Here is a 22185-nt window from a genome sequence, read left to right as displayed (position 1 = left end):
GTGTGCTGCCGTTCCCGCCGCATGGCGCGGGAACGGCGGCGCTACCGGACCAAACAAAAAATAACGGAGCTAACACTATGAGCATTGTGGAAGTCAAAGTCCCGGACATCGGCGACTTCAAGGAAGTCGAAGTCATCGAATTGATGGTCAAGGTCGGCGACACGATCAAGGTCGACCAGTCGCTGGTGACCGTCGAGTCGGACAAGGCCAGCATGGAGATCCCGTCCAGCCATGCGGGCGTGGTCAAGGAAATCAAGGTCAAGGTCGGCGACAAGGTTGCCGAAGGTTCGCTGGTGCTGATGGTCGAGGAAGCAGCCGGTGGCGCCGCCGCCGCGCCTGCCGCTGAAGCTGCGCCCGCAGCGCAAGCCGCACCCGCGCCTGCCGCTGCGCCTGCACCGGCTGCTGCACCGGCTGCTGCTGCCCCTGCGCCTGCAGCGGCTCCAGCCCCTGCGCCGGCGCCTGCCGCCGCCCCGGCCGGCGAAGTGGCCGCCAACGGCTCGAAAGCCCACGCCTCGCCGTCGATCCGCAAGTTCGCGCGCGAACTCGGCGTCGACCTGTCGCGCGTGCCGGGCACCGGTCCGAAGAACCGCATCACCCAGCAAGACGTGCAGAACTTCGTCAAGGGCGTGATGACCGCGCCTGCCGCTGCGCCTGCAAAAGGCGGCGGTACCGGCGTCGGCCTCGACCTGCTGCCATGGCCGTCGCTCGACTTCTCGAAGTTCGGTCCGACCGAGCTGCTGCCGCTGTCGCGCATCAAGAAGATCAGCGGCCCGAACCTGCACCGCAACTGGGTCATGATCCCGCACGTGACGCAGTTCGACGAAGCCGACGTGACCGACCTGGAGCAGTTCCGCGTCGATACCAACGCCGCGCTGGCCAAGCAGAAATCAAGCGTGAAGCTGACCATGCTGGCCTTCGTCATCAAGGCATCGGTCGCCGCGCTGAAGAAATTCCCGCAATTTAATGCCTCGCTGAGCGAAGACGGTGCCAACCTGATCCTCAAGCAGTACTACAACATCGGCTTCGCCGCCGACACCCCGAACGGCCTGGTGGTCCCGGTCGTCAAGGATGCCGACAAGAAGACCGTGTCGCAGATCGCCACCGAGATGGGCGAACTCTCGAGCCAGGCGCGCGACGGCAAGCTCTCGCCGGCCAACATGCAGGGCGCCACGTTTACCATTTCGTCGCTCGGCGGCATCGGCGGCACGGCCTTCACGCCGATCATCAATGCGCCGGAACTGGCGATCCTCGGCCTGTCGAAGTCGGCCATGAAGCCGGTATGGGACGGCTCGGCCTTCCAGCCGCGCCTGATGCTGCCGCTGTCGCTGTCCTACGATCACCGCGTGATCGATGGCGCCGGCGCCGCCCGCTTCGCCGCCTACCTGGCCGAAGTGCTGGCCGACCTGCGCAAGACCCTTCTGTAAGGAGCGCCGAGAATGAGCACTGTTGAAGTAAAAGTCCCGAACATCGGCGATTTCAAGGATGTCGAGATCATCGAACTGATGGTCAAACCCGGCGACACGATCAAGGTCGACCAGTCGCTGGTCACCGTGGAGTCGGACAAGGCCTCGATGGAGATTCCGTCGACCCACGCCGGCGTCGTCAAGGAGATGAAGGTCGCGGTCGGCGACAAGGTGAACGAAGGTTCGCTGCTCTTGATGATCGAGGAAAGCGCGGGCGAGGGCGCTGCCGCTCCTGCTGCCGCACCTGCTGCTGCACCTGCAGCCGCACCTGCCGCCCAGATCGGCGCGCAGGCTGTTGCGCCGACCGCCGCCGCGGGTCCGACCGACTCCTACGCGCCGGCCCATCCTGCCAACGCCGCCGCCCCTGGCGCCGTACCGGCACCAGGCGCTGCCAGCTACAGCGGCCAGGTCGACATCGAGTGCGAAATGATGGTGCTGGGCGCCGGCCCCGGCGGCTATTCGGCCGCCTTCCGTTCGGCCGACCTCGGCATGAACACGGTGCTCGTCGAGAAGTACGCAACGCTCGGCGGCGTTTGCCTGAACGTGGGCTGCATCCCGTCCAAGGCGCTGCTGCACGTGGCGCACATCATGGACGAGACCGCGCACATGGCCGACCTCGGCGTCTCCTTCGCCGCACCAAGCGTCGACATCGACAAGCTGCGTGCCCACAAGGACAAGGTCATCAAGACCATGACCGGCGGCCTGGCCGGTATGGCCAAGGCGAGGAAAGTCACCGTGGTGCAGGGCGTCGGCCAGTTCTTGAGTCCGAACCACATCGAAGTCACGGGCACCGACGGCGCGAAGAAAGTGGTGAAGTTCGCGAAAGCGATCATCGCCGCCGGCTCCTCGGTAGTGAAACTGCCGTTCGTGCCGGAAGATCCGCGCATCGTCGACTCGACCGGGGCGCTGGAATTGCGCCAGGTGCCGAAGAAGATGCTGGTCATCGGCGGCGGCATCATCGGCCTGGAAATGGCAACCGTGTACTCGACCCTGGGTGCGCGCATCGACGTGGTCGAGATGATGGACGGCCTGATGCAGGGCGCGGACCGCGAGGCCGTCAAGGTCTGGCAGAAGTTCAACGCCCACCGTTTCGACAACATCATGTTGAAGACCAAGACCGTCGGCGTGGAAGCCCTCCCTGAAGGGATCAAGGTGACGTTCGAGTCGGCCGAGGCAGGCGTGGCCGCTCCCGAACCGCAGCTGTACGACCTGGTGCTGGTCGCCGTCGGCCGCAGCCCGAACGGCAAGAAGATCGCGGCCGACAAGGCCGGCGTGGCAGTGACGGACCGCGGCTTCATCGGCGTCGACGGCCAGATGCGCACCAACGTGCCGCATATCTTCGCCATCGGCGACCTGGTCGGCCAGCCGATGCTGGCGCACAAGGCGGTCCATGAAGCCCACGTGGCGGCGGAAGCCGCCCACGGCGAGAAGGCATTCTTTGACGCGAAAGTCATTCCATCGGTGGCCTACACCGATCCGGAAGTGGCGTGGGCCGGCCTCACCGAGGACGAAGCCAAGCAGAAGGGCATCCAGGTCGAGAAGGGCCACTTCCCGTGGGCCGCTTCGGGCCGCGCGGTGGCCAACGGCCGCGCCGAAGGCTTCACCAAGCTGCTGTTCGACGCCGAGACCAAGCGCATCATCGGCGGCACCATCGTCGGCACGAATGCCGGCGACATGATCGGCGAGATCGCACTGGCGATCGAGATGGGCGCCGACGGCGTCGACATCGGCAAGACCATCCACCCGCACCCGACCCTGGGCGAGTCGATCGGCATGGCGGCGGAAGTCTACAAAGGCGTCTGCACCGACTTGCCGCCGGCGCGCAAGCGTTGATGCAGTAAGCGCATCAAGCCCGTAAAAAGGCCGCTTCGATTTGCGTCGAAGCGGCTTTTTTTATTGGTCGGCATGCCGGTGAACGCGTGGAGTCAGGACTCCACCCTACGCGGTTTAGAGTCCCCGCATCGCCACCGCCAGGCACACCAGGCTGCCGTCCGCTCGCCGCTCGCCCGTCACGCTGACACGCGCCGGCAAGGCCTTGCCGTCCGCATGCCGCAGCGTGGCCTCGAACGCCGACGGCGCCGCCGCCCGCGCACGCTCCCGCAATCCGTTCCCGCCATCGTCGAACAAGGCCAACAGCGTTCCACCTTCGAGTTCCTGCGCCGGATAGCCCAGCCATTCCGCCAGCGCAGGGTTCACGCCCGTGCAGCGCAGGTCTCCATCGAACACCGCCATCGGCTCCGACGCCAGCGCAAACACCGCGCGGAACCGCGCCTGCTCATCCTGCAGCGACTGTTCGATGAGTTTGCGCGCCGTATTTTCCATGCTGATGCCGACGAACTTGATGACGCGCCCGTCGAACTCGCGCACCGGCGTCGCGCGCGAGGAAATCCAGCGCACCGACGCGTCGGGCTGGATCAGGCGGAAGTCGAATTCGTGCGCGGAGCCGAGGCGGATCGACTCCTCGTAGATCCGCTTCATCATCGGGATGTCGTCGGGGTGGACGTGGGTATAAAAGCTTTCGTTGGTCTCGACCGGCCAGCCATAGACGGCTTCCACGTTCGACGAATACTTGACGTCGTCGGTGATCAGGTCCCACTCCCAGGTCACGATGCGGGCGCCTTCCTGGGCCAGCTTCATGCGCGTCTCGCTGGCCACGACTTCGGCCGTGTAGCGGCGCCGCACGTCGGTCATCGGCAAGTCGACCACGTTGACGTTTTCTACCTCCTGCTGGGCCTGTTCGCCGTAGCGCAGCCAGATCCAGTTGACGCCCAGGTAGGTGGCCAGCTTGCGCAGCTTTTCGTAGTCGATCTCGCCGCCCTTGGTCCACTTGTGCACCGCCGTGCGCGATACGCCCACCTCGGTGGCGACCGCCTGCAGGGTCAGGTGCTTGTGCTCCAGCAGTTCCTTGAGGCGGAACGCAAAACTGTTTTCTGTCATGACTCCGATCCAAATAATCGTCCGGTGTGCGTGGCACCCGGGAGTGTGAACAAAGGCCGTGCAAAGGCAGGGAAGTGTACCCCAGCGCGCCGTTGTGAAATTCCGCTTGTACAGCGCTGACACTTTCCATAGAATGGGCGTGTAAACCGCAGTTTACCGTAAACCTGCAGTTTACACAACCCCACAGAAATGCATCGTACATACACTTGTGGCATAACAGAACCCGTGTCGACAGGCACAGGAGGAGATAGTATGAAAAACACCGCGCCTCGCAGCGACGGTTTCCTGACCGGCTGCACCCTCGCTGCCGTATTGGCGACCGTTTTCGCCCTGACGCAGTGGCCTGCCGAAGCAGCCGCCACCGCGTCGTCCCTCTTCGAGTGGGCCACCCGATCTTTCGGGGCATTTGTCCAGGTCTTCGTCTTCGGCTGCGTGCTGGCCTGCCTGGCCCTGGTCTTCAGCAAATACGGCAACGTCCGGCTCGGCGAAGACAAGCCCGAGTACTCGACCCTGTCCTGGGTCTTCATGTTCATCTGCGCCGGCATGGGTTCCTCGACCATGTACTGGGGCATGATGGAGTGGGTGTATTACTACCAGTCGCCCGGCCTGAACATCGTCAGCGGCAGCCGCGACGCGCTCGAGTACAGCGTCAGCTACTCATTCTTCCATTGGGGACTGAGCGCCTGGGCGATCTACGCACTGCCGTCGCTGGCCATGGCCTATCACTTCCACGTTCGCAAGAACAAGGGCCTGAACCTGGCCGCCATCGTCGAGGCCATCACGGGCTTTCGTGCCTCCGGCCCGGTCGGGCGCCTGGTCGACCTGATCTTCCTGCTGACCATGTTCGGCGCGCTCACCGTGTCGATCGCGCTGACCGCATCGACCCTGACGCGCGGCCTGGCCAGCCTGACCGGCCTGCCCGATACCTTCACGACCCAGGTCATCGTCATCGTCGGCGTCTCGGCGGTGTTCTCGGCAAGCGCCTACATCGGGATTGCCGGCGGTATGCAGCGCTTGAGCCATATGGTCTGCTGGGGCGCCTTGCTGCTCGCCGCCGTCGTCTTCCTGGTCGGCCCCACGCAGTTCATCGGCAGCAACATCGTGAACGGCCTGGGCCGCATGCTGCAGGACTATGTGCACATGAGCCTGTTTACCGACCCGACCGGGGACGGCGCCTTCAGCCGCAACTGGACGGTGTTCTACTGGCTGTGGTGGGTCTCGTATTCGCCGGGCGTCGCGATGTTCGTGGCACGGGTGTCGAAGGGCCGCACCATCAAGGAAGTGATCCTGGCGCTTCTGCTCGGCGGCAGCATCGGTTGCTGGTTCTTCTTCGGCGCCCTCGAGAGCTACAGCATGCACCAGTTCCTGTCCGGCGCCATCGACGTGCCGCGGATCCTGAAAGAGCAGGGTGGCGAAGAAGCGGTCCAGGTACTGCTGACTGCCATGCCGGCCGGCAACGTCTTCCTCGCCGTCTACCTGATCATCATGGTGGTGTTCCTGGCGGCCCACGTCGACGCCGTCGCCTACGCCGTGGCCGCCACCATCGCCCGCAACCTGCGCGAAGGCGAAGACCCGTCACCGACCAGCCGGGTGTTCTGGTGCGTGATGCTGACCCTGGTGCCGCTGGCCATGCTGTTCGCCAAGGCCTCATTGGAAACCATGAAGACGGCGGTCGTGCTGACCTCGATTCCCTTCCTGGCCATCCTCGCGGTGAAATTGTTCGGGCTGTATCGCTGGCTGGTGCAGGATTTCGGCGATACGCCCGCCCACCTGATCGAATCGGCGCGCGGCCTGCCGGCAAAGCCGGTCAGTCCTCCCTCCAGTCGTGAGCCCGATACCGACACGCGCACCGCCATCGCCCAATGAGCCGCAGCTCAGCAAGCCATACACCCGTAAATTTTTTTGCCGTCATGTCAACTGATGGTTATACGTTAAATTGGAGAGAACAATGAATCAAGAGCTGGCCCTGTCCCCCGACTTCTGCGCCGACGCCGAAAATGCCTGGACGCTGCCGAAGTCGTATTACACCGACGCCGCCGTGTTCGAGCACGAAAAGGAAAAGATCTTTGCCCACAGCTGGATCTGCGTCGCCCACCGCAGCGAGCTGGCCGAGCCGAACGATTACGTGACGCGCGAGGTGATCGGCGAGAACATCGTCGTCCTGCGCGACCGCGACGGCGTGCTGCGCGCCTTCTACAACGTCTGCCCGCACCGCGGCCACCAGCTGCTCACCGGCAGCGGCCGCGCGCGCAACGTGATCACCTGCCCGTACCACGCCTGGACCTTCAAGCTCGACGGCGAACTGGCCCGTGCCCGCAATTGCGAGAACGTGCCGAACTTCGACCCGGCCAAGGCCAGCCTGGTGCCGGTCAAGGTCGAGGAATATGCCGGCTTCGTCTTCATCAACATGGACGAGAACGCCGGCACCGTCGAGCAGCAGCTGCCCGGCCTCGAGGCCCGCATGCGCGCCGCCTGCCCGGTGATCGACCAGCTGCAACTGGGCGCGCGCTTCGTCACCGAAACGGCCGCCAACTGGAAGAGCATCGTCGACAACTACATGGAGTGCTACCACTGCGGGCCGGCCCATCCAGGCTTCTCCGACTCGGTCCAGGTCGACAAGTACACCCACTCGCTGCACGAGAACTGGTCGCTCCAGTTCGGCCTGGCCAAGTCCTCGGAAAAATCGTTCAAGCTCGACCCGTCGATCAAGGACCCGAGCTTCGCCGGCTTCTGGGCCTGGCCGTGCACGATGTTCAACGTGCCGCCGGGTGCCGACTTCATGACGGTGATCTACGAGTATCCGGTCAGCGCCGAAGTCACGCTGCAGCACTACGACATCTATTTCCTCAACAAGGAACTGACCGAAGAGCAGAAGAAGCTGGTCGAGTGGTACCGCAACGTGTTCCGTCCGGAAGACCTGAACCTGGTCGAAAGCGTGCAGCGCGGCCTCAAATCGCGCGGCTACCGCGGCCAGGGCCGGATCATGGTCGACCGCGAGCGCAGCGGCATCAGCGAGCACGGCATCGTGCACTTCCACCGCAAGATGGCCAAGGAGTACGGCGATGAGTGAGCGTCAATCGGAAACCCGGCTGCCGCTGCGCGACCCTAGCCTGCTGCGCCAGCAGGCCTGCATCGGCGGCCAGTGGAGCGTGGCCGCCAGCGGAGAAACCGTGCCGGTGTTCGATCCGGCCACGGGCGAGCGCATCGGATCGGTGCCCTGCATGGGCGAGGCCGAGACGGTCGCCGCCATCGAAGCGGCGCACGGCGCGCTGCCGGCCTGGCGCGCGCGCACCGCGAAAGACCGCGCGGCGCTGCTGCGCAAGTGGTTCGAGCTGGTCCTCGAGCACGAGGAAGACCTGGCCGCCATCATGACCTGGGAACAGGGAAAACCGCTGCTTGAAGCGCGCGGCGAGATCCGCTACGCGGCCTCCTTCATCGAATGGTTCGGCGAGGAGGGCAAGCGGGTCTACGGCGACGTGATTCCTTCGCCGTCCGCCGACAAGCGCCTGGTCGTGATCCGCGAGCCGATCGGCGTCTGCGCCGCGATCACGCCCTGGAACTTCCCGGCCGCGATGATCGCCCGCAAGGCCGCGCCGGCGCTGGCGGCCGGCTGCACCATGGTCGTCAAGCCGGCCAACGAGACCCCGTTCAGCGCGCTGGCGCTGGCCGAGCTCGCCCTGCGCGCCGGCATTCCGCCCGGCGTGCTGAACGTCGTCACCGGCGACGCCGTCGCCATCGGCAGCCAGCTGACCGGCCACCCGCTGGTGCGCAAGCTGTCGTTCACCGGTTCCACCCCGGTCGGGCGCCTCCTGATGCAGCAGTGCGCCGGCACCATCAAGAAGGTATCGCTGGAGCTGGGCGGGAACGCGCCCTTCATCGTCTTCGAGGATGCCGACATCGACGCCGCCGTCGAAGGGGCATTGCAGGCGAAATACCGCAACGCCGGCCAGACCTGCGTCTGCGTCAACCGGCTCTATGTGCACGATGCCGTCTACGAGCGCTTCGTCGAGCGCTTTGCGCAGCGCGCCGCGCGGCTACACGTCGGCAACGGCTTCGGGCCCGGTGCCGAGATCGGGCCGCTGATCAACGCCAAGGCGGTCGGCAAGGTGGCCGAACTGGTGGCCGATGCCCTCGCCAAGGGCGCGCGCGTCCTGGCCGGCGGCGCCGTCCACCCGGCCGGGCCGGGCTTCTTCGCGCCGACGGTGCTGACCGACGTGCAGCCCGGCATGCGCATCCTCGAGGAAGAGGTGTTCGGGCCGGTGTCGCCGATCGTGCGCTTCCACAGCGAGAGCGAGGTCGTGCAGATGGCGAACGACACGATCTATGGCCTGGCGGCCTACTTCTACAGCCGCGACGTCGGCCGCGTCTGGCGCATCGCCGAGCAGCTCGAGTACGGCATCGTCGGCATTAACACCGGCCTGATCTCGAACGAGGTCGCGCCCTTCGGCGGCATGAAGCAGTCGGGCCTGGGCCGCGAAGGTTCGCGCTACGGCATCGAAGACTACATGGAAATGAAATACCTCTGCATCGCCGTGTAAGGCGCCGCCGAGGTTCGATGAGATTGCAACAATGGAAAACCACTATCAGACCATCCCGGTCCGGGTCACGCGCATCGAGGCCGTCACCCCGCTGATCAAGCGCTTCACCCTGGCGCCGGCCGATGGCGGGGCGCTGCCGTCCTTCACCGGCGGCAGCCACGTCATCGTGCAGATGCGCGACGGCGAGCGGCGCTACAACAATGCCTATTCGCTGATGAGTTGCCCGGAGTCCCTCGGCAGCTACCAGATCGGCGTGCGGCGCGAGGCCAGCTCGAAGGGCGGCTCGGCCTTCCTGCACGACCGGGTGAAAGAGGGCGACCTGCTCGCCATCACCGCGCCCAACAACCTGTTCGCGCTGGCGCCGGAGGCCCGCCACCACGTCCTGGTCGCCGGCGGCATCGGGATCACGCCCTTCGTCTCGCAGATGCACGAGCTGCGCCGCAGCGGCGGCTCGTACGAGCTGCACTATGCCTTCCGCGCGCCCGAGCATGGGGCGTTCAAGGACGAACTGGCGGCCATCGCCGGCGAGTCGTGCGGACGCGTGCAGACCTATGTCGACAGCCTCGGGCAGCAGCTCGACCTGACCGCCCTCGTCGGCAAGCTGGCCGAGGGCGCGCACGTCTACGTCTGCGGCCCGGCGCCGCTGATCGAGGCGGTGCGCGATGCGGCCGTCGGCGCAGGACTCGCACCCGACCGGGTGCACTGGGAACAGTTTGCCGCGCCCGCGCAGGACGGCGACGCCTTCACCGTCGTGCTGGCGAAGTCCGGCAAGACGGTGGCGGTCGGCGCCAACGAGAGCATCCTGAACGCCATCGAAAGGGACGGCAGCGTGCCGGTCGAATGCCTGTGCCGCGAAGGCGTCTGCGGCACCTGCGAAACCCGCATCCTCGAAGGCGAGGCCGACCACCTCGACCAGTACCTGAGCGACACCGAGAAGGCGGCGGGGCGGACCATGATGATCTGCGTCTCGCGCGCCCGCACCGGCACCCTCGTGCTGGACCTCTGACCCCCACCACCAGAACTAGCCAGGCCGTCCGGCGCGCACGCCGGGCGCGCCGCGGCATGAGGAGACCATCATGAAACGTCCAGGCGCATGGATGAAAACAGCGGCCGGCGCGTCCTTGCTCGCGGGCGCGCTGCTGGCGCCCGCCTTCGGCGCCGAACCGGGCATCAAACTCTACGGCGTGATCAGCAGCGGCCTGCGCTACACCTCCAACATCGACGGCAGGCATAACGACAAGGTCGACGTGGTCTCGAGCGGCATCGGCGGCAGCCGCTGGGGCATCTCGGGCAACGAAGACCTGGGCGGCGGCAACAAGGCCGTGTTCCTGCTCGAGAACGGCTTCGGCACCGACGACGGCAAGACGGCGTATGATGCCCTGTTCGGGCGCCAGGCCTATGTCGGCCTCACCGGCTCCTGGGGCAGCCTGACCCTGGGCCGGCAATACCACGCCGTCAACAACATCGGCTGGGCCTTCAATCCGCTCGACGAGAGCTGGGGCAACTTCTGGTCCGATCCGCTCTACACGGGCGGCGACATCTTTTTCCAGGACTACCGCGTCAATAACAGCCTCGTGTACAAGCACACGCGCGGTCCGGTCAGCGTCCAGCTCGACCTCGGGATGGGAGAGCAGGCCGGCAGCGCCAGGCGCGGCGCGAGCTTCGGCGGCGGCGTCATGGTCCAGCAGGACGGCCTCGCGTTCGGGGTCGCCTACGACCAGCGCCGCGCCGCCACCGAAGGCGGCAACACGCTGCAGAACTACTCGGTCGGCGCCTCCTACGCCTTCGGCAAGGCGACCGCCTACCTCGGCCACATGGGCCGCCGCGAAAGCGCCGGCGCCGCGCGCTTCGGCATCACCTTCGCCGGGCTCGGCTACCGCCTGACGCCGGCCTGGCACCTGTCCGGCGCCTATTACCGTTACGGGCAGAAGGGCGAAGTGCGCACCCAGTTCCAGGCCACGCCGGTGCCGCTCGGCAGGGGCAATGCCGACGTGGTCGCCGCCGTCGCCGATTACGCCTTCTCGAAGCGCACCAGCGCCTTCCTGGAAGCGGATGCGACCATCGCCCGCGGCGGGGCGGTCGGGCGCGAGACGGAATACTGGGGCGGCACGCCGGTGACCGACGTCGGCAAGAGCACGCGCATCGGCGTCATGCTCGGCCTGCGGCATCAGTTTTAACGAGGACTCACGTAGGGTGGGCGGCTCCACCTGAAAGGCTGCGTTCACGCGGCAGCAGCGCCGCCCACGCGTTCAACGAGCTACAGAAACCCCGCGTCAGTGCATGTGGGAGTTGAACGCGTGGGCGGCGCAGTCATCACGATTGATCAGGCGCCGGGTCGGAGCCGCCCACCCTACGGCCCAGCTGCTGCGCCAAAAACTCCACGCACACCCGCACCTTGGCCGACCCGGCCAGGCGTTGCGGGTACACCGCCCACACGTTCGCTTCCTGCGTATAGTCCGGCAGCACGGTCACGAGCCGGCCGCTGTCGAGGTAAGGCTGGGCGTCCCAGCGCGAGCGCAGCACGATGCCGGCGCCGTCGAGCGCCCAGCGCACGGCGATCTCGCCGTGGTTGGTCGACAGCGCGCCGGACACTTTCACGACCTCTTCGCCGTTGCGGCCGCGCAGGCGCCAGACGCCGAAGGGGTGGTCGCGTTCCTTGATCGGCAGGCACTGGTGGCCCGCCAGGTCCTGCAGGGTTCTTGGCGTGCCGTGTCGGGCCAGGTAGGCGGGCGCCGCGCACAGGATGCGGCGGTTGTCCATCAGCCGCCGCGCGATCAGGTGCGGCGCGATCTCGTCGCCCACGCGCACGTCGAGGTCGAAGCCTTCGGCCACCGGATCGACCAGGCGGTCGAATACCTCGAAACGGATCTGCAGGCCGGGATAGGCCGCCACCAGCCGGGCGATCGCCGGCGCCACCAGCTTGCGCCCGAACCCGAAACTGCTGCAGATGCGCACCCGGCCGCTCGGCTCGCGGCGCCGCTCGGAGACTTCGTCGATCAGGTCGTCGAGGTTGTCGAGGATGGCCTGGGCGCGCACGTAGACCTGCTCGCCGTCCTCGGTGATGGCGATGCGGCGCGTGGTACGCTGGAACAGGCGCACGCCGAGCACGCCCTCGAGCACGCCGATGCGCTTGCTGACATAGGCGGGCGACATGCCGAGCTCCTCGGCGGCAGCGACGAAGCTGCGCTTGCGCACGACGGTGATGAAGACCCGCAGGTCTTCGTTCTCCAAAGGATTATTCATCAGGATTATTCACGGCACGTGTTTCTACATTTCACGATAACGCTGATTATAAACACGGCGTATCCGTTTATGCTGATCTCATTGCACTCACCTCTACAAAGGAACCCCCATGAAAACCCATAAAATCGCGGTGATCGCCGGCGACGGCATCGGCAAGGAAGTCATGCCCGAAGGCCTGCGCGTGCTGCAGGCAGCGGCCAGCCGTTTCGACATCAAGCTCGACATCACGACCTTCGAATGGGCCGATTGCGACTACTATGCCAAGCACGGCAAGATGATGCCGGACGACTGGAAGCAGCAGCTCGACGGCTTCGAGGCGATTTATTTCGGCGCCGTCGGCTGGCCCGACACGGTGCCCGACCACATCTCGCTGTGGGGCTCGCTCCTGAAATTCCGCCGCGAGTTCGACCAGTACGTGAACCTGCGCCCGGTGCGCCTGATGCCCGGCGTGCCGTGCCCGCTGGCGAACAAGAAGCCGGGCGACATCGATTTTTATGTGGTGCGCGAAAACACCGAAGGCGAGTATTCGTCGGTCGGTGGGCGCATGTTCGAAGGCACCGAGCGCGAAATCGTGCTGCAGGAAGCCGTGTTCAGCCGCCACGGCACCGACCGCATCCTGAAATACGCTTTCGAGCTGGCCCAGCGCCGTCCGAAAAAGCACCTGACCGCCGCCACCAAGTCGAACGGCATCGCGATCTCGATGCCCTACTGGGACGAGCGGGTCGCCGCCATGGCGGAACACTACGGCGACGTGCGGTGGGACAAGTACCACGTCGACATCCTCGCCGCCCGCTTCGTGCTCTCGCCGGAGCGCTTCGACGTGGTGGTGGCCTCGAACCTGTTCGGCGACATCCTGTCCGACCTCGGCCCGGCCTGCGCCGGCACGATCGGCATCGCGCCTTCGGCCAACCTGAATCCGGAACGGACCTTCCCCTCGCTGTTCGAACCGGTGCACGGCTCGGCGCCCGACATCTACGGCAAGAACATCGCCAACCCGATCGCGATGATCTGGTCGGCCGCGATGATGTTCGAGTTCCTCGGCTATACGCCGGCGCACGACGCCATCGTCCAGGCAATCGAAACCTGCCTCACGAATGGCCCGCGCACGCCGGACCTGGGCGGCACGGCCAACACCACCGAAGTGGGCGTGGCGATCAGCGCTTACCTGGCCGGCTGAAGGTTCGTCCGAGCAAATGGGCGCGTGGAGTCCTGACTCCACGCGTTCTGCCACCAATGCGACATTGCACCTTCCCGCCCGCTTGCTATGATGGAAGAGCGGCCCTGCAGCTGAAGCCGCGCCAACCAGCATTGCCTGTCACGGGAGACTGACATGGAAGAGCACGGCAGGGAATATGTCGGGACGGTTTTCGTCCTGCCCGAATCGCGGGCCTTCGAACTCAAGACGACGATCAACGGCGTCCCGGTGACGCTGCACGGCACCGTCGCCCACCACCTCGCGGAACAGTTCACCGGCCATGCGCCGGCGGACGAACTCATCGACGTGCGCCAGCTGGCGATGCAGCCGCGCCGGGTCGAGGTGCTCACGCGCGACATCTGCGAGCGGCACCGGGCGCCGCGCAAGGCGCATTTCCTGATGCGCGTGCTTGACGGCGGGGTGCAGCCGAGCCGGCAGGAGTCTGCGGTCGGCGCCTAGGCGGAAAACCGGGTGGCTCAGCGCAGGCGCACGCTGGTGACGCTCGGGGCGTCGCCTAGCTCGATCATGGCGTCCTCGAAACCCGGCGGGCCGAACTTGTTGCGCGCGTCGCGGCTGAAACCGTAGCGCTCCTTGGGGATGCCGATCAGGTTGCGGTCGAGCTCGCCGTTAGCGTTTTCGTCGTGGTAGGCGAGCACCGCCCAGGTGCCCGGCGGCACGCCCCTGACGACGACCGTCGTCTCGCCGGGCTGGGCCGGCGCCGAGGCGCTGTAGGCGCATTGCTTCAGGAAGCGGAGCTTGTCGCAGACGGCGACGCTGACCTTGCCTTTGCTGCTTTCGACGCCCGACACCTTTACTTCGACGTCGCCGGCCCGGGCGGCGAGGGCGGGCAGCAGCAGGGCGCAGCCGAGGATGCGCGACAGGGCGGGGCGGGACAGGTGGTGCATGGTTTTCCTCATGAACTATTGGGTCGTTTTAGCCCGTGCGCGACGGTACGCTGGAAGCGTGCGCGGCGAGCCGTATGGTAGGCTGTCGTTCTCTCTTTATTCTTTTCGGTTGCCGCATCCATGCTGCTCAATACGCTCATCGTCGTGGCCACCATCGTGCTGATGGAAGTGTTTTCCATCGTCGCGCACAAGTACATCATGCATGGCTTCGGATGGGGCTGGCATCGCTCGCACCACGAGCCGCGCAGCGGCTGGTTCGAAAAGAACGATTTGTATGCCGTCGTGTTCGCAGGCGTGGCGATCGTCCTGATTTATTTCGGCAGCGAAGGCGTCTGGCCGCTGCAATGGATCGGCGCCGGCATGACGGCCTACGGCTTGCTCTACTTCGTCGCCCACGACGGGCTGGTGCACCGCCGCTGGCCCTTCCACTTCGTGCCGCGCAGCGGGTACGCCAAGCGCCTCTACCAGGCGCACCGCATGCACCATGCCGTCGAAGGCAAGGACGGCGCGGTGTCCTTCGGCTTCCTGTACGCGCCGTCGGCCGCCACGCTCAAACGGCAGTTGCAGGCGCTGCATGGCGGTGCGTTTCAGAAGCACCCGGACGCTGCCACAGATGGGCAGGACGCGGAGGAGCCTGCGCGACCCGCGAGCCGAGCGCGCTGATTCCTCCCCTGGCGAGCAGCCAGAGCTTGGTCGCCTTCGAGGTGCCGACCCGCTCGTCCCAGGCGCGCGGGCCGCGCGCCTTGACCTCGATGCCGATCTGCCGGTACACGTTGCGCGCGGTCGCGATCGCCCAGCTCGAGCGCAGCGGCAATGCCGCGATGCCGGCGGCCGCCGAGTCGTAATACGGTTCCGCATGGTCGACCAGGCGCGCCGCCACCCTGGCCAGCGCCACGCGGTGGCGCGGCAGGCCGACTTCGTCAGGCGCAATGCCGGCCTCCATCAGCCATTCGCGCGGCAGGTAGCAGCGCCCGTTGTGCGCATCGTCCACGATGTCGCGCGCGATGTTCGTCAGCTGGAAAGCGAGGCCGAGGTCGCAGGCGCGGTCGAGCACGGCCGGCTCCTTCGCGCCCATGATCGAGGCCATCATCAGGCCGACCACGCCGGCCACGTGGTAGCAGTAGCGCAGCGTGTCCTCGATGGTGTCGTAGCGCGCGCCGGCCACGTCCATCGCGAAGCCGTCCAGGTGGTCGAACGCGAAGCGCGGCGCGATAGCGTGGCGCAGCGCCACCTCCTGGAAGGCGGCAAAGGCGGGGTCGTGCATGGCGTCGCCCGCATACGCGCGGCTGGTCTGCTCGCGCAGGATCGCCAGCTCGCGCGCGGCATCGACGTGGCTCGGCGCAATGGTGCTCGAACCGAGTTCCTGGCCGTCGACCACGTCGTCGCAATGGCGGCACCAGGCGTAGAGCATCAGCACGCTGCGGCGGGTGGCGGGATCGAACAGCCTGGCGGCCGCGGCGAAGCTTTTCGAGCCGACCTGGATCGTTGCGGTCGCATGCTCCAGCAGCGCCGCGCTCATGCCAGCTCCTCCTCGATCATCAGGCCGGCCGTGGCCTTGGCCGAGCCGATCACGCCCGGCACGCCCGCGCCCGGATGGGTGCCGGCGCCGACCAGATACAGGTTGCCGAGTTCCTTGTCGCGGTTGTGCGGGCGGAACCAGGCGCTTTGCGTGAGGATCGGCTCGAGCGAGAAGGCCGAACCGACGTGGGCGTTGAGCTGGTCGCGGAAGTCGAAGGGCGTGAAGATGCGGCTGGTGACGAGCTGGCTGCGCAGGCCCGGCATGTAGCGTTTTTCGAGATAGTCGAAAATCCGGTCGCGGAACAAAGGCCCTTCTACTGCCCAGTCGATCGGCGCATTGCCCAGGTGCGGCACCGGCGCCAGCACGTAATGGCTGCCGCAGCCAGGGGGCGCCAGCGAGGGATCGGTGACGCAGGGCGCGTGCAGGTAGAGCGAAAAATCGTCGGCCAGGGTGTCCCCTTTGAAGATCTCGTCGATCAGGCCGCGGTAGCGCGGCCCGAAGCAGACCGTGTGGTGCTGCAACTGGCTGTGATGGTGATCGAGCCCGAAGTAGAGCACGAACAGCGAATTCGAGAAGCGCTTTTTCGTGAGGCTGTCCGCCTCGCTGGCGCCGCGCGGGTGCTGTTGCAACAGCGTTTTATAGGTGTGCACCACGTCGGCGTTCGAGGCCACCGCATCGGCCGCGAACAGGCGGCCGTCTTCGAGGCGCACGCCCGAGACCCGGTTGCCGCTGGTCTCGATGCGCGCCACCGGGGCGTTCAGCTCGATGCGCCCGCCGATGTCCTCGAACAGGCGCACCAGTCCCTTGACCAGGGCCCCGGTGCCGCCGCGCGGGAACCACACGCCCCAGCGCCGCTCCAGTGCGTGGATCAGGGTATAGATCGAGGAGGTGGCGAAGGGGTTGCCGCCGACCAGCAGCGAGTGGAAGGAAAAGGCCTGGCGCAAGTGCTCGTCCTGGACGAAGCGCGACACCATGCTGTAGACGCTGCGCCAGGCCTGCAGGCGCGCCAGCTGCGGCCCCGCCTGGATCATGTCGCGGAAGGACAGGAAAGGAATCGTGCCGAGCTTGACGTAACCTTCCTCGAACACGGCCTTCGAGTAGGCCAGGAAGCGCGCGTAACCGGCGACGTCCGCCGGATTGCGCGCGTGGATCTGGCGGTCGAGCGCTTCCTGGTCGTTGGCGTAATCGAAATGGCTGCCGTCTTCCCAGCACAGGCGGTAGAAGGGCGCCACCGGCAGCATCTCGACATAGTCTTCGATGCGCTTGCCGGCGGCCGCGAACAATTCCTCGATACAGGATGGGTCGGTAATGACGGTCGGGCCGGCGTCGAACACGAAGCCCTGGTCTTCGTAGACGTAGGCGCGCCCGCCCGGCTTGTCGCGTTTTTCCAGCAACGTGGTCTGCATGCCGCTCGCCTGCAGGCGGATGGCCAGTGCCAGGCCGCCGAAGCCGGCGCCCACGACCACGGCTTGTTTCGATGCGTTCATTCTGGATTCCTGATCTGGTTCGGATGGATCTTGCATGCGGCGGCCATGGCCTGGCGCACGGGGACGGGAGGCTTGCCGGTGAGGACGCGCGCCTTGTCGGCCAGGCGCAGGCGCCCCGCGTAGAAGCGCGCGATCAGCGGCGCCGGCAAACGGTAAAAACGCTGCATCACGGCCCAGCGCCGGTCGGCGCTGCCGGCCAGGAACAGCATGCGGTTGAGCAGGCGGAAGAAGCGCTGGCTGCGCCATTCCTGCTGCGCCTCGGCGCGGATCGCGGCGAACAGGCTGGGCGCGGACAGGTCGGCCAGGCCGGCCACGCGCCCGGCCAGGCGCACCGCATGCGGCAGCGAATAACCGGTGGTCGGGTGGAACAGCCCGGCGCGCAGGCCGGAACAGGGCTGGCCGCCGAGACCGGCCCAGAAGCCGTCCATGTCGCCCGCCAGCACGATCGGCAGCGAGCCGTGTTCTTCGCGGATCACTTCCTCGATGCGCCAGCCGCGCGCGGCCGCATAGGCGCCGATGTTGGCGCGCAGCCGCTGCGGCTCCCAGGCGCTGGTATCGACGTAATGGGTGTCCTCGATCAGGATGCGGTCGGGGCCGAAGGGCAGCAGGTAGACGAAGCGGTAGCCCCCTTGCTGCTCGACGCTGGCGTCCATGATGACCGGGGCCGCCAGTCCGTGGGGGGCGGCCAGCTTCACTTCCTGGCCGAGGAAGGTCTGGTAGCCGAGCGCGAGATGGGGGCTGGCGCGCATGCCGCGCCCGTCGATCACGGCGCCGGCGCGCAACATGCCGCCATCGGCCAGTTTGACCCAGTCCGGACCGAGCGCATCGACCTGCGCGCCTGTACGCACGGACGCGCCCAGGGCCGCTTCGATCACCTCGGCAAAATCGGCGGAGGCAATGCTCGCGTAGCCGCTCTCGAGCGTGCGCGCATAGGCCGGAAAGACCACGTCGTAGCGCGGCCAGCGGCTTTTGACCAGGGGCGCCAGCCAGGCGCGCTGGGCGGCATCGAGGTCGCTGTCGTGGAAGGACCAGGTGTGGTTGCCGCCGATGCGCGCGCCGCCTTCCAGCAGCAGCACCTTTAAAGCCGGGCGCTCGCTGCGCAGGCGCCAGGCAATCAGGCCGTTGGCGAGGCCGCCGCCGACCAGGATCAGGTCCCAGGCCGGCTCCCCGGCGTCAGGCATGGCGCGCTTATCCATGGCCGGCCAGCTCCGCGGGGCGCTCCAGGCGCAGCGCCGCCTCGACGATATCGGCCGCGCGTCCGGCGCCGCCGGCACTGTTGACGCTGTGCGCCAGCGCCGCGCAGTTCGCCTTGAAACCGGGTTCTTCCAGCAGGCGCGCCAGCTGGCGCCCGAGCGTGGCGCTGCTCGAGAAACGGGGCGAGGCGCGCAGGCCGATGCCGGCGTGGCAGACCCGCGCCGCCACGCCGGGCTGGTCGAAGGCGATCGGCAGCGCCAGGATCGGCGTGTGGGCGGCAATCGCATCCATCACCGTGTTCAGGCCGGCGTGCGAGATCACCGCATCGGCGCGCGCCAGCACCGCTTCCTGCGGCGCAAACGCGCAGGTCCAGGTGGCGCCGGCGTCTTGCAGCGCCTGCGCCTGGCGCGTGTCGAGGCCGCCGCAGTGCGCCACCAGCAGCTGGACGCCCTGCGCGCGGCAGGCCCGGGCGATGCGCTTGAACAGGCCGAAGCGCTGTCCCTGCAGCGTGCCGAGCGAGGCGAAGACGAAAGGGCGCCCCGGGTCGATCTCGGGCATGGCCTCGACCCGTGCCGGCGGCTTGCCGTGCGCGGCGCGCAGCGGGCCGACGTGGTGGAAATGCGCCGGCAAGTGCTTGCGCGGGAATTCGAAGGCGGCCACCGTCTGGCTGAGCTGCGCCAGCGGCGACAGGCAGTCGTGCAGGGCGCCGCGCGCGGGCAGCCCGAGGCGCCTCGCCTCGCCCTCGATGGCGCTGCGGTGCGGCCCCATCATCCAGTCGTAGACCCGGGTGCTGCCCTCGCAGATATGCAGCGCGCGTTCGCTGTCGCTCCAGTCGAAGGGCATCACCGGCAGCGGAATGCCGGGCTCGCGGTTGACCGGCAGCGCGCAGGCGACCGAGACGAAGGGCAGGCCCAGGCTTTCCGCCACCAGCCCGGCGGCCGCTTCCATCTGGTCGCCGAGCAGGGCGTCGATGCGCAGCGCCTCGATCGCCGCCGGCAGTTCGCGGCACAGCATGGTGGTGGTGCGCGCCATGTCGGTGATGACCCGGCGCAGGCCGAGCGGGCTGCCGGGATTGGCCGCGCGCCGTAACGAGGCGGCCAGCGAACCGGGCGGATGGCTGGCGCTGCCGAGCGCGTGGAAGCCGAGCCGCGCATCGCCGACATACACAGCGGCGTCGGCCTGCTGGAGGAACGTGACGCGGTGCCCGCGCGCCACCAGCGCGAGCGCGAGCGCCGACAGCGCGCTGAAGTGGCTGTAGAAGGCAGGGGCGACCACGCCGAAATGGGCCATGCGGCGTTCCCCGTCTAGGCGCGGCGCGTGCCGCAAGGCGCCCTGGCGGCAGCGTTCAATGGTGCACCTCGCACTCGGCCTGGGCGGGAGCGGGACGGAACGACGAGCCGCGTGCGAACAGGGTATCGACGAAGCGGCGCGTATGTTGCCCGCTGCCCTGCTTGCTGCCGATGGCATCGGTCAGGTAGCGGTCGGCCTCGTCGAGGTGGGTCGCCAGGCGCTGGCGTGCTTCCTCGAGGCCGAGGGCGTTGACGAGCGTGGCCTTGCCGCTGTCCTTGCCGGTGTCCTTGCCGGTCACGGCGCTGTCGTTGCCGGGGCCGTCCTGGAAGTCGTCGCGGATCTGGAAGGCGTGGCCGGCTGCGAGCGCAAAGGCGCGCAGCGATTCGGCCACGCACTCGTCGGACTCGGCGACGATGGCCGCCATGTCGACCGACACGCCCAGCAGCACCCCGGTTTTCAGTTCGTTGGTGGTGGCGATTTCCTCGGCAGTGCGCTGGCCGCCGCTGCGCAGGTCTTCGAACTGGCCGCGCACCAGTCCTCGTGCGCCGACCGTCTCGGCCAGCTTCGCCACCAGGCGCGCGCGCACCAGCGGCGGGATATCGGGCGCCGTGGCCAGGATGCCGAACGCGCGGCTGAGCAGGGCGACCGAGGCCAGGATCGCGACGTCTTCGCCGAACTGCACGTGGATCGTGGGCTGGCCGCGGCGCAGCATGGCGTTGTCCATGCAGGGCATGTCGTCCAGGATCAGCGAGGCCGCATGCACCATCTCGACCGCGCAGGCGATGTCGACCAGGGCAGGGGAGGAGCAGCCGAGGTCGCGCGCGACCAGCATCAGCAGCAGCGGACGCATGCGCTTGCCGGCCCCGAGCGTGCCGGCGCGCATGGCCCGCGCCAGCAGGTCGGCATCATCGCCGCTGTCGGCCAGCACTTGCGCGATGCGCTCCTCGAATTCATCGCGGATGGTGTGGAGTTCCGTGAGCCAGGGATCGCCGCGTTTTTCCAGGTCGAGCCCACTGAACCGTCGTGTCGTGATCGTCATAAGGCCATCCTTTTGCCGAAATAGGGTGCGAAAATTGATGAATTTGCCATGAATGATACCGCAATTCATCTTGAGTAAACGCGGGATTCTTCAACTGTGCGCTGGTCTTTTATGCAACATAATTCGTCAATTTCGGCAATTGTGTGGCCGTAGCCGCAGGAGCACGCAAGGCCGGGCGGTTTGTCCCGGGACAAGCGGGGCCGGATGGGTCCAGGCGCAGGGCAGGCGACATGCGGTGGCGCGGGCGATGTGCGGCGGCGCGGGCATAAAAAATGCCGCCCGACGCAAGCCTTGGGCGGCATTTTCGGTACGCGTGCCGTCGGCACGCGCCGGGTCCGTTCAACTGTAACTGGTCCAGCTTTGCGGGATCTCGATGTGGCCGGCCTTGGCGGCATCGGCATACGCGCGCATTTCGGCGACGACCGCTTCGAGCTGCTCGTTGCCCGGGTTCTGGAGGAAGCCCTTCATGCGCTCGTGCAGCGAAGCCTGCTGGTCGCGCCATTCATAACGGGAAGTCTTGCTCATACGACCTCCTTACAGCCCATTGCTGTGATGTTCTTGTTGGTACTCATGACACCCTCCTTGTTTTAAGGAGACCAGTGTCCCACGCGGGCCTGCACCAGATCAGTGCGATGACGCACATTCTCTTCGGCCATAGCCTCAGCGCAGCACGGCCCGGTAGAACATGGCGAGGCGTTCGGCGAGCAGGCGGTGGGCCTCTTCGCGTCCAGGCTGGGCATGCGGCAACACCAGGCGGCCGATGGGGTCGCCGGAAATCCAGCTCATGAGGAGACCCGGCAGGTCATCGAAAGGCAGGTCGGTGCGCAACTGCGCGCGCACGTCGGGGCGCGCGAAATAGCGGGCGAGCATGTCGCGCGTCAGGCGCGGGCCGGAATTGTAGAAGGTGTCGGCCAGTTCCGGATTGCCCGGCGTTTCGGCGATCACCACGCGCTGCATCGCCAGCGCCTGCTCGTTGCACAGCAGGTCGAAGAACTGATGCGCGAAATCGTCGACCACGTCGCGGAAAGGGCGGGTGTCGCGCTCCATGTCGCGCACCTGGAAGAACTGGCCGCGGCGCGAGACCATCACGGCCGCGAGCAGGCCGGCCTTGCCGCCGAATTTCACGTAGATGGTCCGTACCGCGACCCGCGCCGCGCGCGCGATCGCTTCCAGGCTGGTGCGGGTATAACCGTTTTCCAGGAACAGGGTGGCGGCCGCGTCGATCAGGTCCTGGGTGCGCGCTTCGACCTCGCTCGCCTTGGGACGCCCGGCGCCGCGCAGGCTGGCTGCGGTGCTCGCTTTCGATGGTGTGCTCATGGCGTTACTGTAAGACGCCGGGAAATGAAATGCAACCATTTCATTTCTTGACGAGGCG

Annotated in this window: 20 protein-coding genes; 10 read left to right on the top strand and 10 right to left on the bottom strand. The window is 66.9% G+C overall.

The window, feature by feature from the left end; all coding sequences use genetic code 11:
* The first annotated feature begins 2 nt into the window (after positions 1 to 2).
* On the top strand, positions 3 to 1424 hold the full coding sequence (gene aceF / locus ACFPAH_RS06005) for a dihydrolipoyllysine-residue acetyltransferase (RefSeq protein WP_379742118.1): 1422 nt from the start codon (positions 3 to 5) through the stop codon (positions 1422 to 1424).
* Between the two features lie 12 nt (positions 1425 to 1436).
* A complete protein-coding gene (gene lpdA, locus ACFPAH_RS06000; RefSeq protein ID WP_379742115.1) occupies positions 1437 to 3296 on the top strand; it encodes a dihydrolipoyl dehydrogenase in 1860 nt (619 codons plus the stop codon).
* A 114-nt stretch (positions 3297 to 3410) separates the two neighbouring features.
* Here lpdA and ACFPAH_RS05995 read toward each other — a convergent pair whose 3' ends face one another.
* Positions 3411 to 4400: a PAS domain-containing protein gene (locus ACFPAH_RS05995; protein ID WP_379742112.1), complete on the bottom strand. Its 990-nt coding sequence runs from the start codon at positions 4398 to 4400 to the stop codon at positions 3411 to 3413.
* 252 nt (positions 4401 to 4652) lie between these two features.
* On the opposite strand from ACFPAH_RS05995, the gene ACFPAH_RS05990 reads away from it, so the two are divergent.
* The 5 genes from ACFPAH_RS05990 (at position 4653) to ACFPAH_RS05970 (ending at position 11115) form a co-directional block, all read left to right on the top strand.
* Complete coding sequence (locus tag ACFPAH_RS05990; RefSeq protein WP_379742109.1) at positions 4653 to 6266, top strand: BCCT family transporter; 1614 nt, start codon at positions 4653 to 4655, stop codon at positions 6264 to 6266.
* An 82-nt stretch (positions 6267 to 6348) separates the two neighbouring features.
* Positions 6349 to 7470 carry an aromatic ring-hydroxylating oxygenase subunit alpha gene (locus ACFPAH_RS05985; RefSeq protein WP_379742106.1) on the top strand — a complete coding sequence of 374 codons (1122 nt, stop codon included), beginning with the start codon at positions 6349 to 6351 and terminating at the stop codon, positions 7468 to 7470.
* Positions 7463 to 8938 (top strand): NAD-dependent succinate-semialdehyde dehydrogenase, encoded by a 1476-nt coding sequence (locus ACFPAH_RS05980; RefSeq protein ID WP_379742103.1) that lies wholly within the window; start codon positions 7463 to 7465, stop codon positions 8936 to 8938. Before ACFPAH_RS05985 ends, ACFPAH_RS05980 begins: the two co-directional genes overlap by 8 nt.
* A gap of 31 nt (positions 8939 to 8969) precedes the next feature.
* Positions 8970 to 9944: a PDR/VanB family oxidoreductase gene (locus tag ACFPAH_RS05975; protein ID WP_379742100.1), complete on the top strand. Its 975-nt coding sequence runs from the start codon at positions 8970 to 8972 to the stop codon at positions 9942 to 9944.
* Between the two features lie 70 nt (positions 9945 to 10014).
* Positions 10015 to 11115, top strand: coding sequence for a porin (locus ACFPAH_RS05970; RefSeq protein WP_379742097.1), 1101 nt, complete (start codon positions 10015 to 10017; stop codon positions 11113 to 11115).
* 136 nt (positions 11116 to 11251) lie between these two features.
* Here ACFPAH_RS05970 and ACFPAH_RS05965 read toward each other — a convergent pair whose 3' ends face one another.
* On the bottom strand, positions 11252 to 12181 hold the full coding sequence (locus ACFPAH_RS05965; protein ID WP_379742094.1) for a LysR substrate-binding domain-containing protein: 930 nt from the start codon (positions 12179 to 12181) through the stop codon (positions 11252 to 11254).
* A gap of 109 nt (positions 12182 to 12290) precedes the next feature.
* Here ACFPAH_RS05965 and ACFPAH_RS05960 point away from each other — a divergent pair, with 109 nt between their 5' ends.
* Both ACFPAH_RS05960 and ACFPAH_RS05955 read left to right on the top strand, forming a co-directional pair.
* Positions 12291 to 13358 carry a tartrate dehydrogenase gene (locus ACFPAH_RS05960; protein WP_379742092.1) on the top strand — a complete coding sequence of 356 codons (1068 nt, stop codon included), beginning with the start codon at positions 12291 to 12293 and terminating at the stop codon, positions 13356 to 13358.
* Positions 13359 to 13511: 153 nt separating this feature from the next.
* Positions 13512 to 13835, top strand: coding sequence for a hypothetical protein (locus ACFPAH_RS05955; RefSeq protein ID WP_379742090.1), 324 nt, complete (start codon positions 13512 to 13514; stop codon positions 13833 to 13835).
* Between the two features lie 17 nt (positions 13836 to 13852).
* Here the strand turns inward: ACFPAH_RS05955 and ACFPAH_RS05950 are convergent, their stop codons facing one another.
* Positions 13853 to 14281 carry a DUF2141 domain-containing protein gene (locus tag ACFPAH_RS05950; RefSeq protein WP_379742087.1) on the bottom strand — a complete coding sequence of 143 codons (429 nt, stop codon included), beginning with the start codon at positions 14279 to 14281 and terminating at the stop codon, positions 13853 to 13855.
* Between the two features lie 120 nt (positions 14282 to 14401).
* Between ACFPAH_RS05950 and ACFPAH_RS05945 the strand changes: the two genes are divergently transcribed.
* On the top strand, positions 14402 to 14944 hold the full coding sequence (locus ACFPAH_RS05945; protein WP_379742084.1) for a sterol desaturase family protein: 543 nt from the start codon (positions 14402 to 14404) through the stop codon (positions 14942 to 14944).
* Here ACFPAH_RS05945 and crtB read toward each other — a convergent pair.
* The 7 genes from crtB to ACFPAH_RS05910 all read right to left on the bottom strand — a co-directional run bounded on the left by crtB (position 14832) and on the right by ACFPAH_RS05910 (position 22127).
* Positions 14832 to 15800: a 15-cis-phytoene synthase CrtB gene (crtB, locus tag ACFPAH_RS05940; protein WP_379742081.1), complete on the bottom strand. Its 969-nt coding sequence runs from the start codon at positions 15798 to 15800 to the stop codon at positions 14832 to 14834. The two genes, ACFPAH_RS05945 and crtB, sit on opposite strands and share 113 nt — an antisense overlap.
* A complete protein-coding gene (locus ACFPAH_RS05935; protein WP_379742078.1) occupies positions 15797 to 17287 on the bottom strand; it encodes a phytoene desaturase in 1491 nt (496 codons plus the stop codon). Before ACFPAH_RS05935 ends, crtB begins: the two co-directional genes overlap by 4 nt.
* Positions 17284 to 18483, bottom strand: coding sequence for a lycopene beta-cyclase CrtY (gene crtY, locus ACFPAH_RS05930; RefSeq protein ID WP_379742075.1), 1200 nt, complete (start codon positions 18481 to 18483; stop codon positions 17284 to 17286). Before crtY ends, ACFPAH_RS05935 begins: the two co-directional genes overlap by 4 nt.
* The gene (locus tag ACFPAH_RS05925; RefSeq protein WP_379742072.1) at positions 18476 to 19771 is read right to left on the bottom strand and encodes a glycosyltransferase; all 1296 of its coding nucleotides are present in this window, start codon (positions 19769 to 19771) and stop codon (positions 18476 to 18478) included. The genes crtY and ACFPAH_RS05925 overlap by 8 nt, the downstream gene beginning before the upstream one ends.
* A gap of 55 nt (positions 19772 to 19826) precedes the next feature.
* Positions 19827 to 20810, bottom strand: a complete 984-nt coding sequence (locus ACFPAH_RS05920) for a polyprenyl synthetase family protein (protein ID WP_379742069.1) — start codon at positions 20808 to 20810, stop codon at positions 19827 to 19829.
* Positions 20811 to 21149: 339 nt separating this feature from the next.
* Positions 21150 to 21335, bottom strand: a complete 186-nt coding sequence (locus ACFPAH_RS05915) for a hypothetical protein (protein ID WP_379742066.1) — start codon at positions 21333 to 21335, stop codon at positions 21150 to 21152.
* A gap of 135 nt (positions 21336 to 21470) precedes the next feature.
* Positions 21471 to 22127 (bottom strand): TetR family transcriptional regulator, encoded by a 657-nt coding sequence (locus tag ACFPAH_RS05910; RefSeq protein WP_379742063.1) that lies wholly within the window; start codon positions 22125 to 22127, stop codon positions 21471 to 21473.
* Between the last annotated feature and the right edge of the window lie 58 nt (positions 22128 to 22185).

The organism is Massilia sp. GCM10023247, from assembly GCF_042653325.1.
Classification (GTDB): Bacteria; Pseudomonadota; Gammaproteobacteria; order Burkholderiales; family Burkholderiaceae_D; genus Telluria.
Note: the sequence above shows the minus strand (reverse complement) of the source record. Positions and strands in the feature narration are given on the sequence as shown.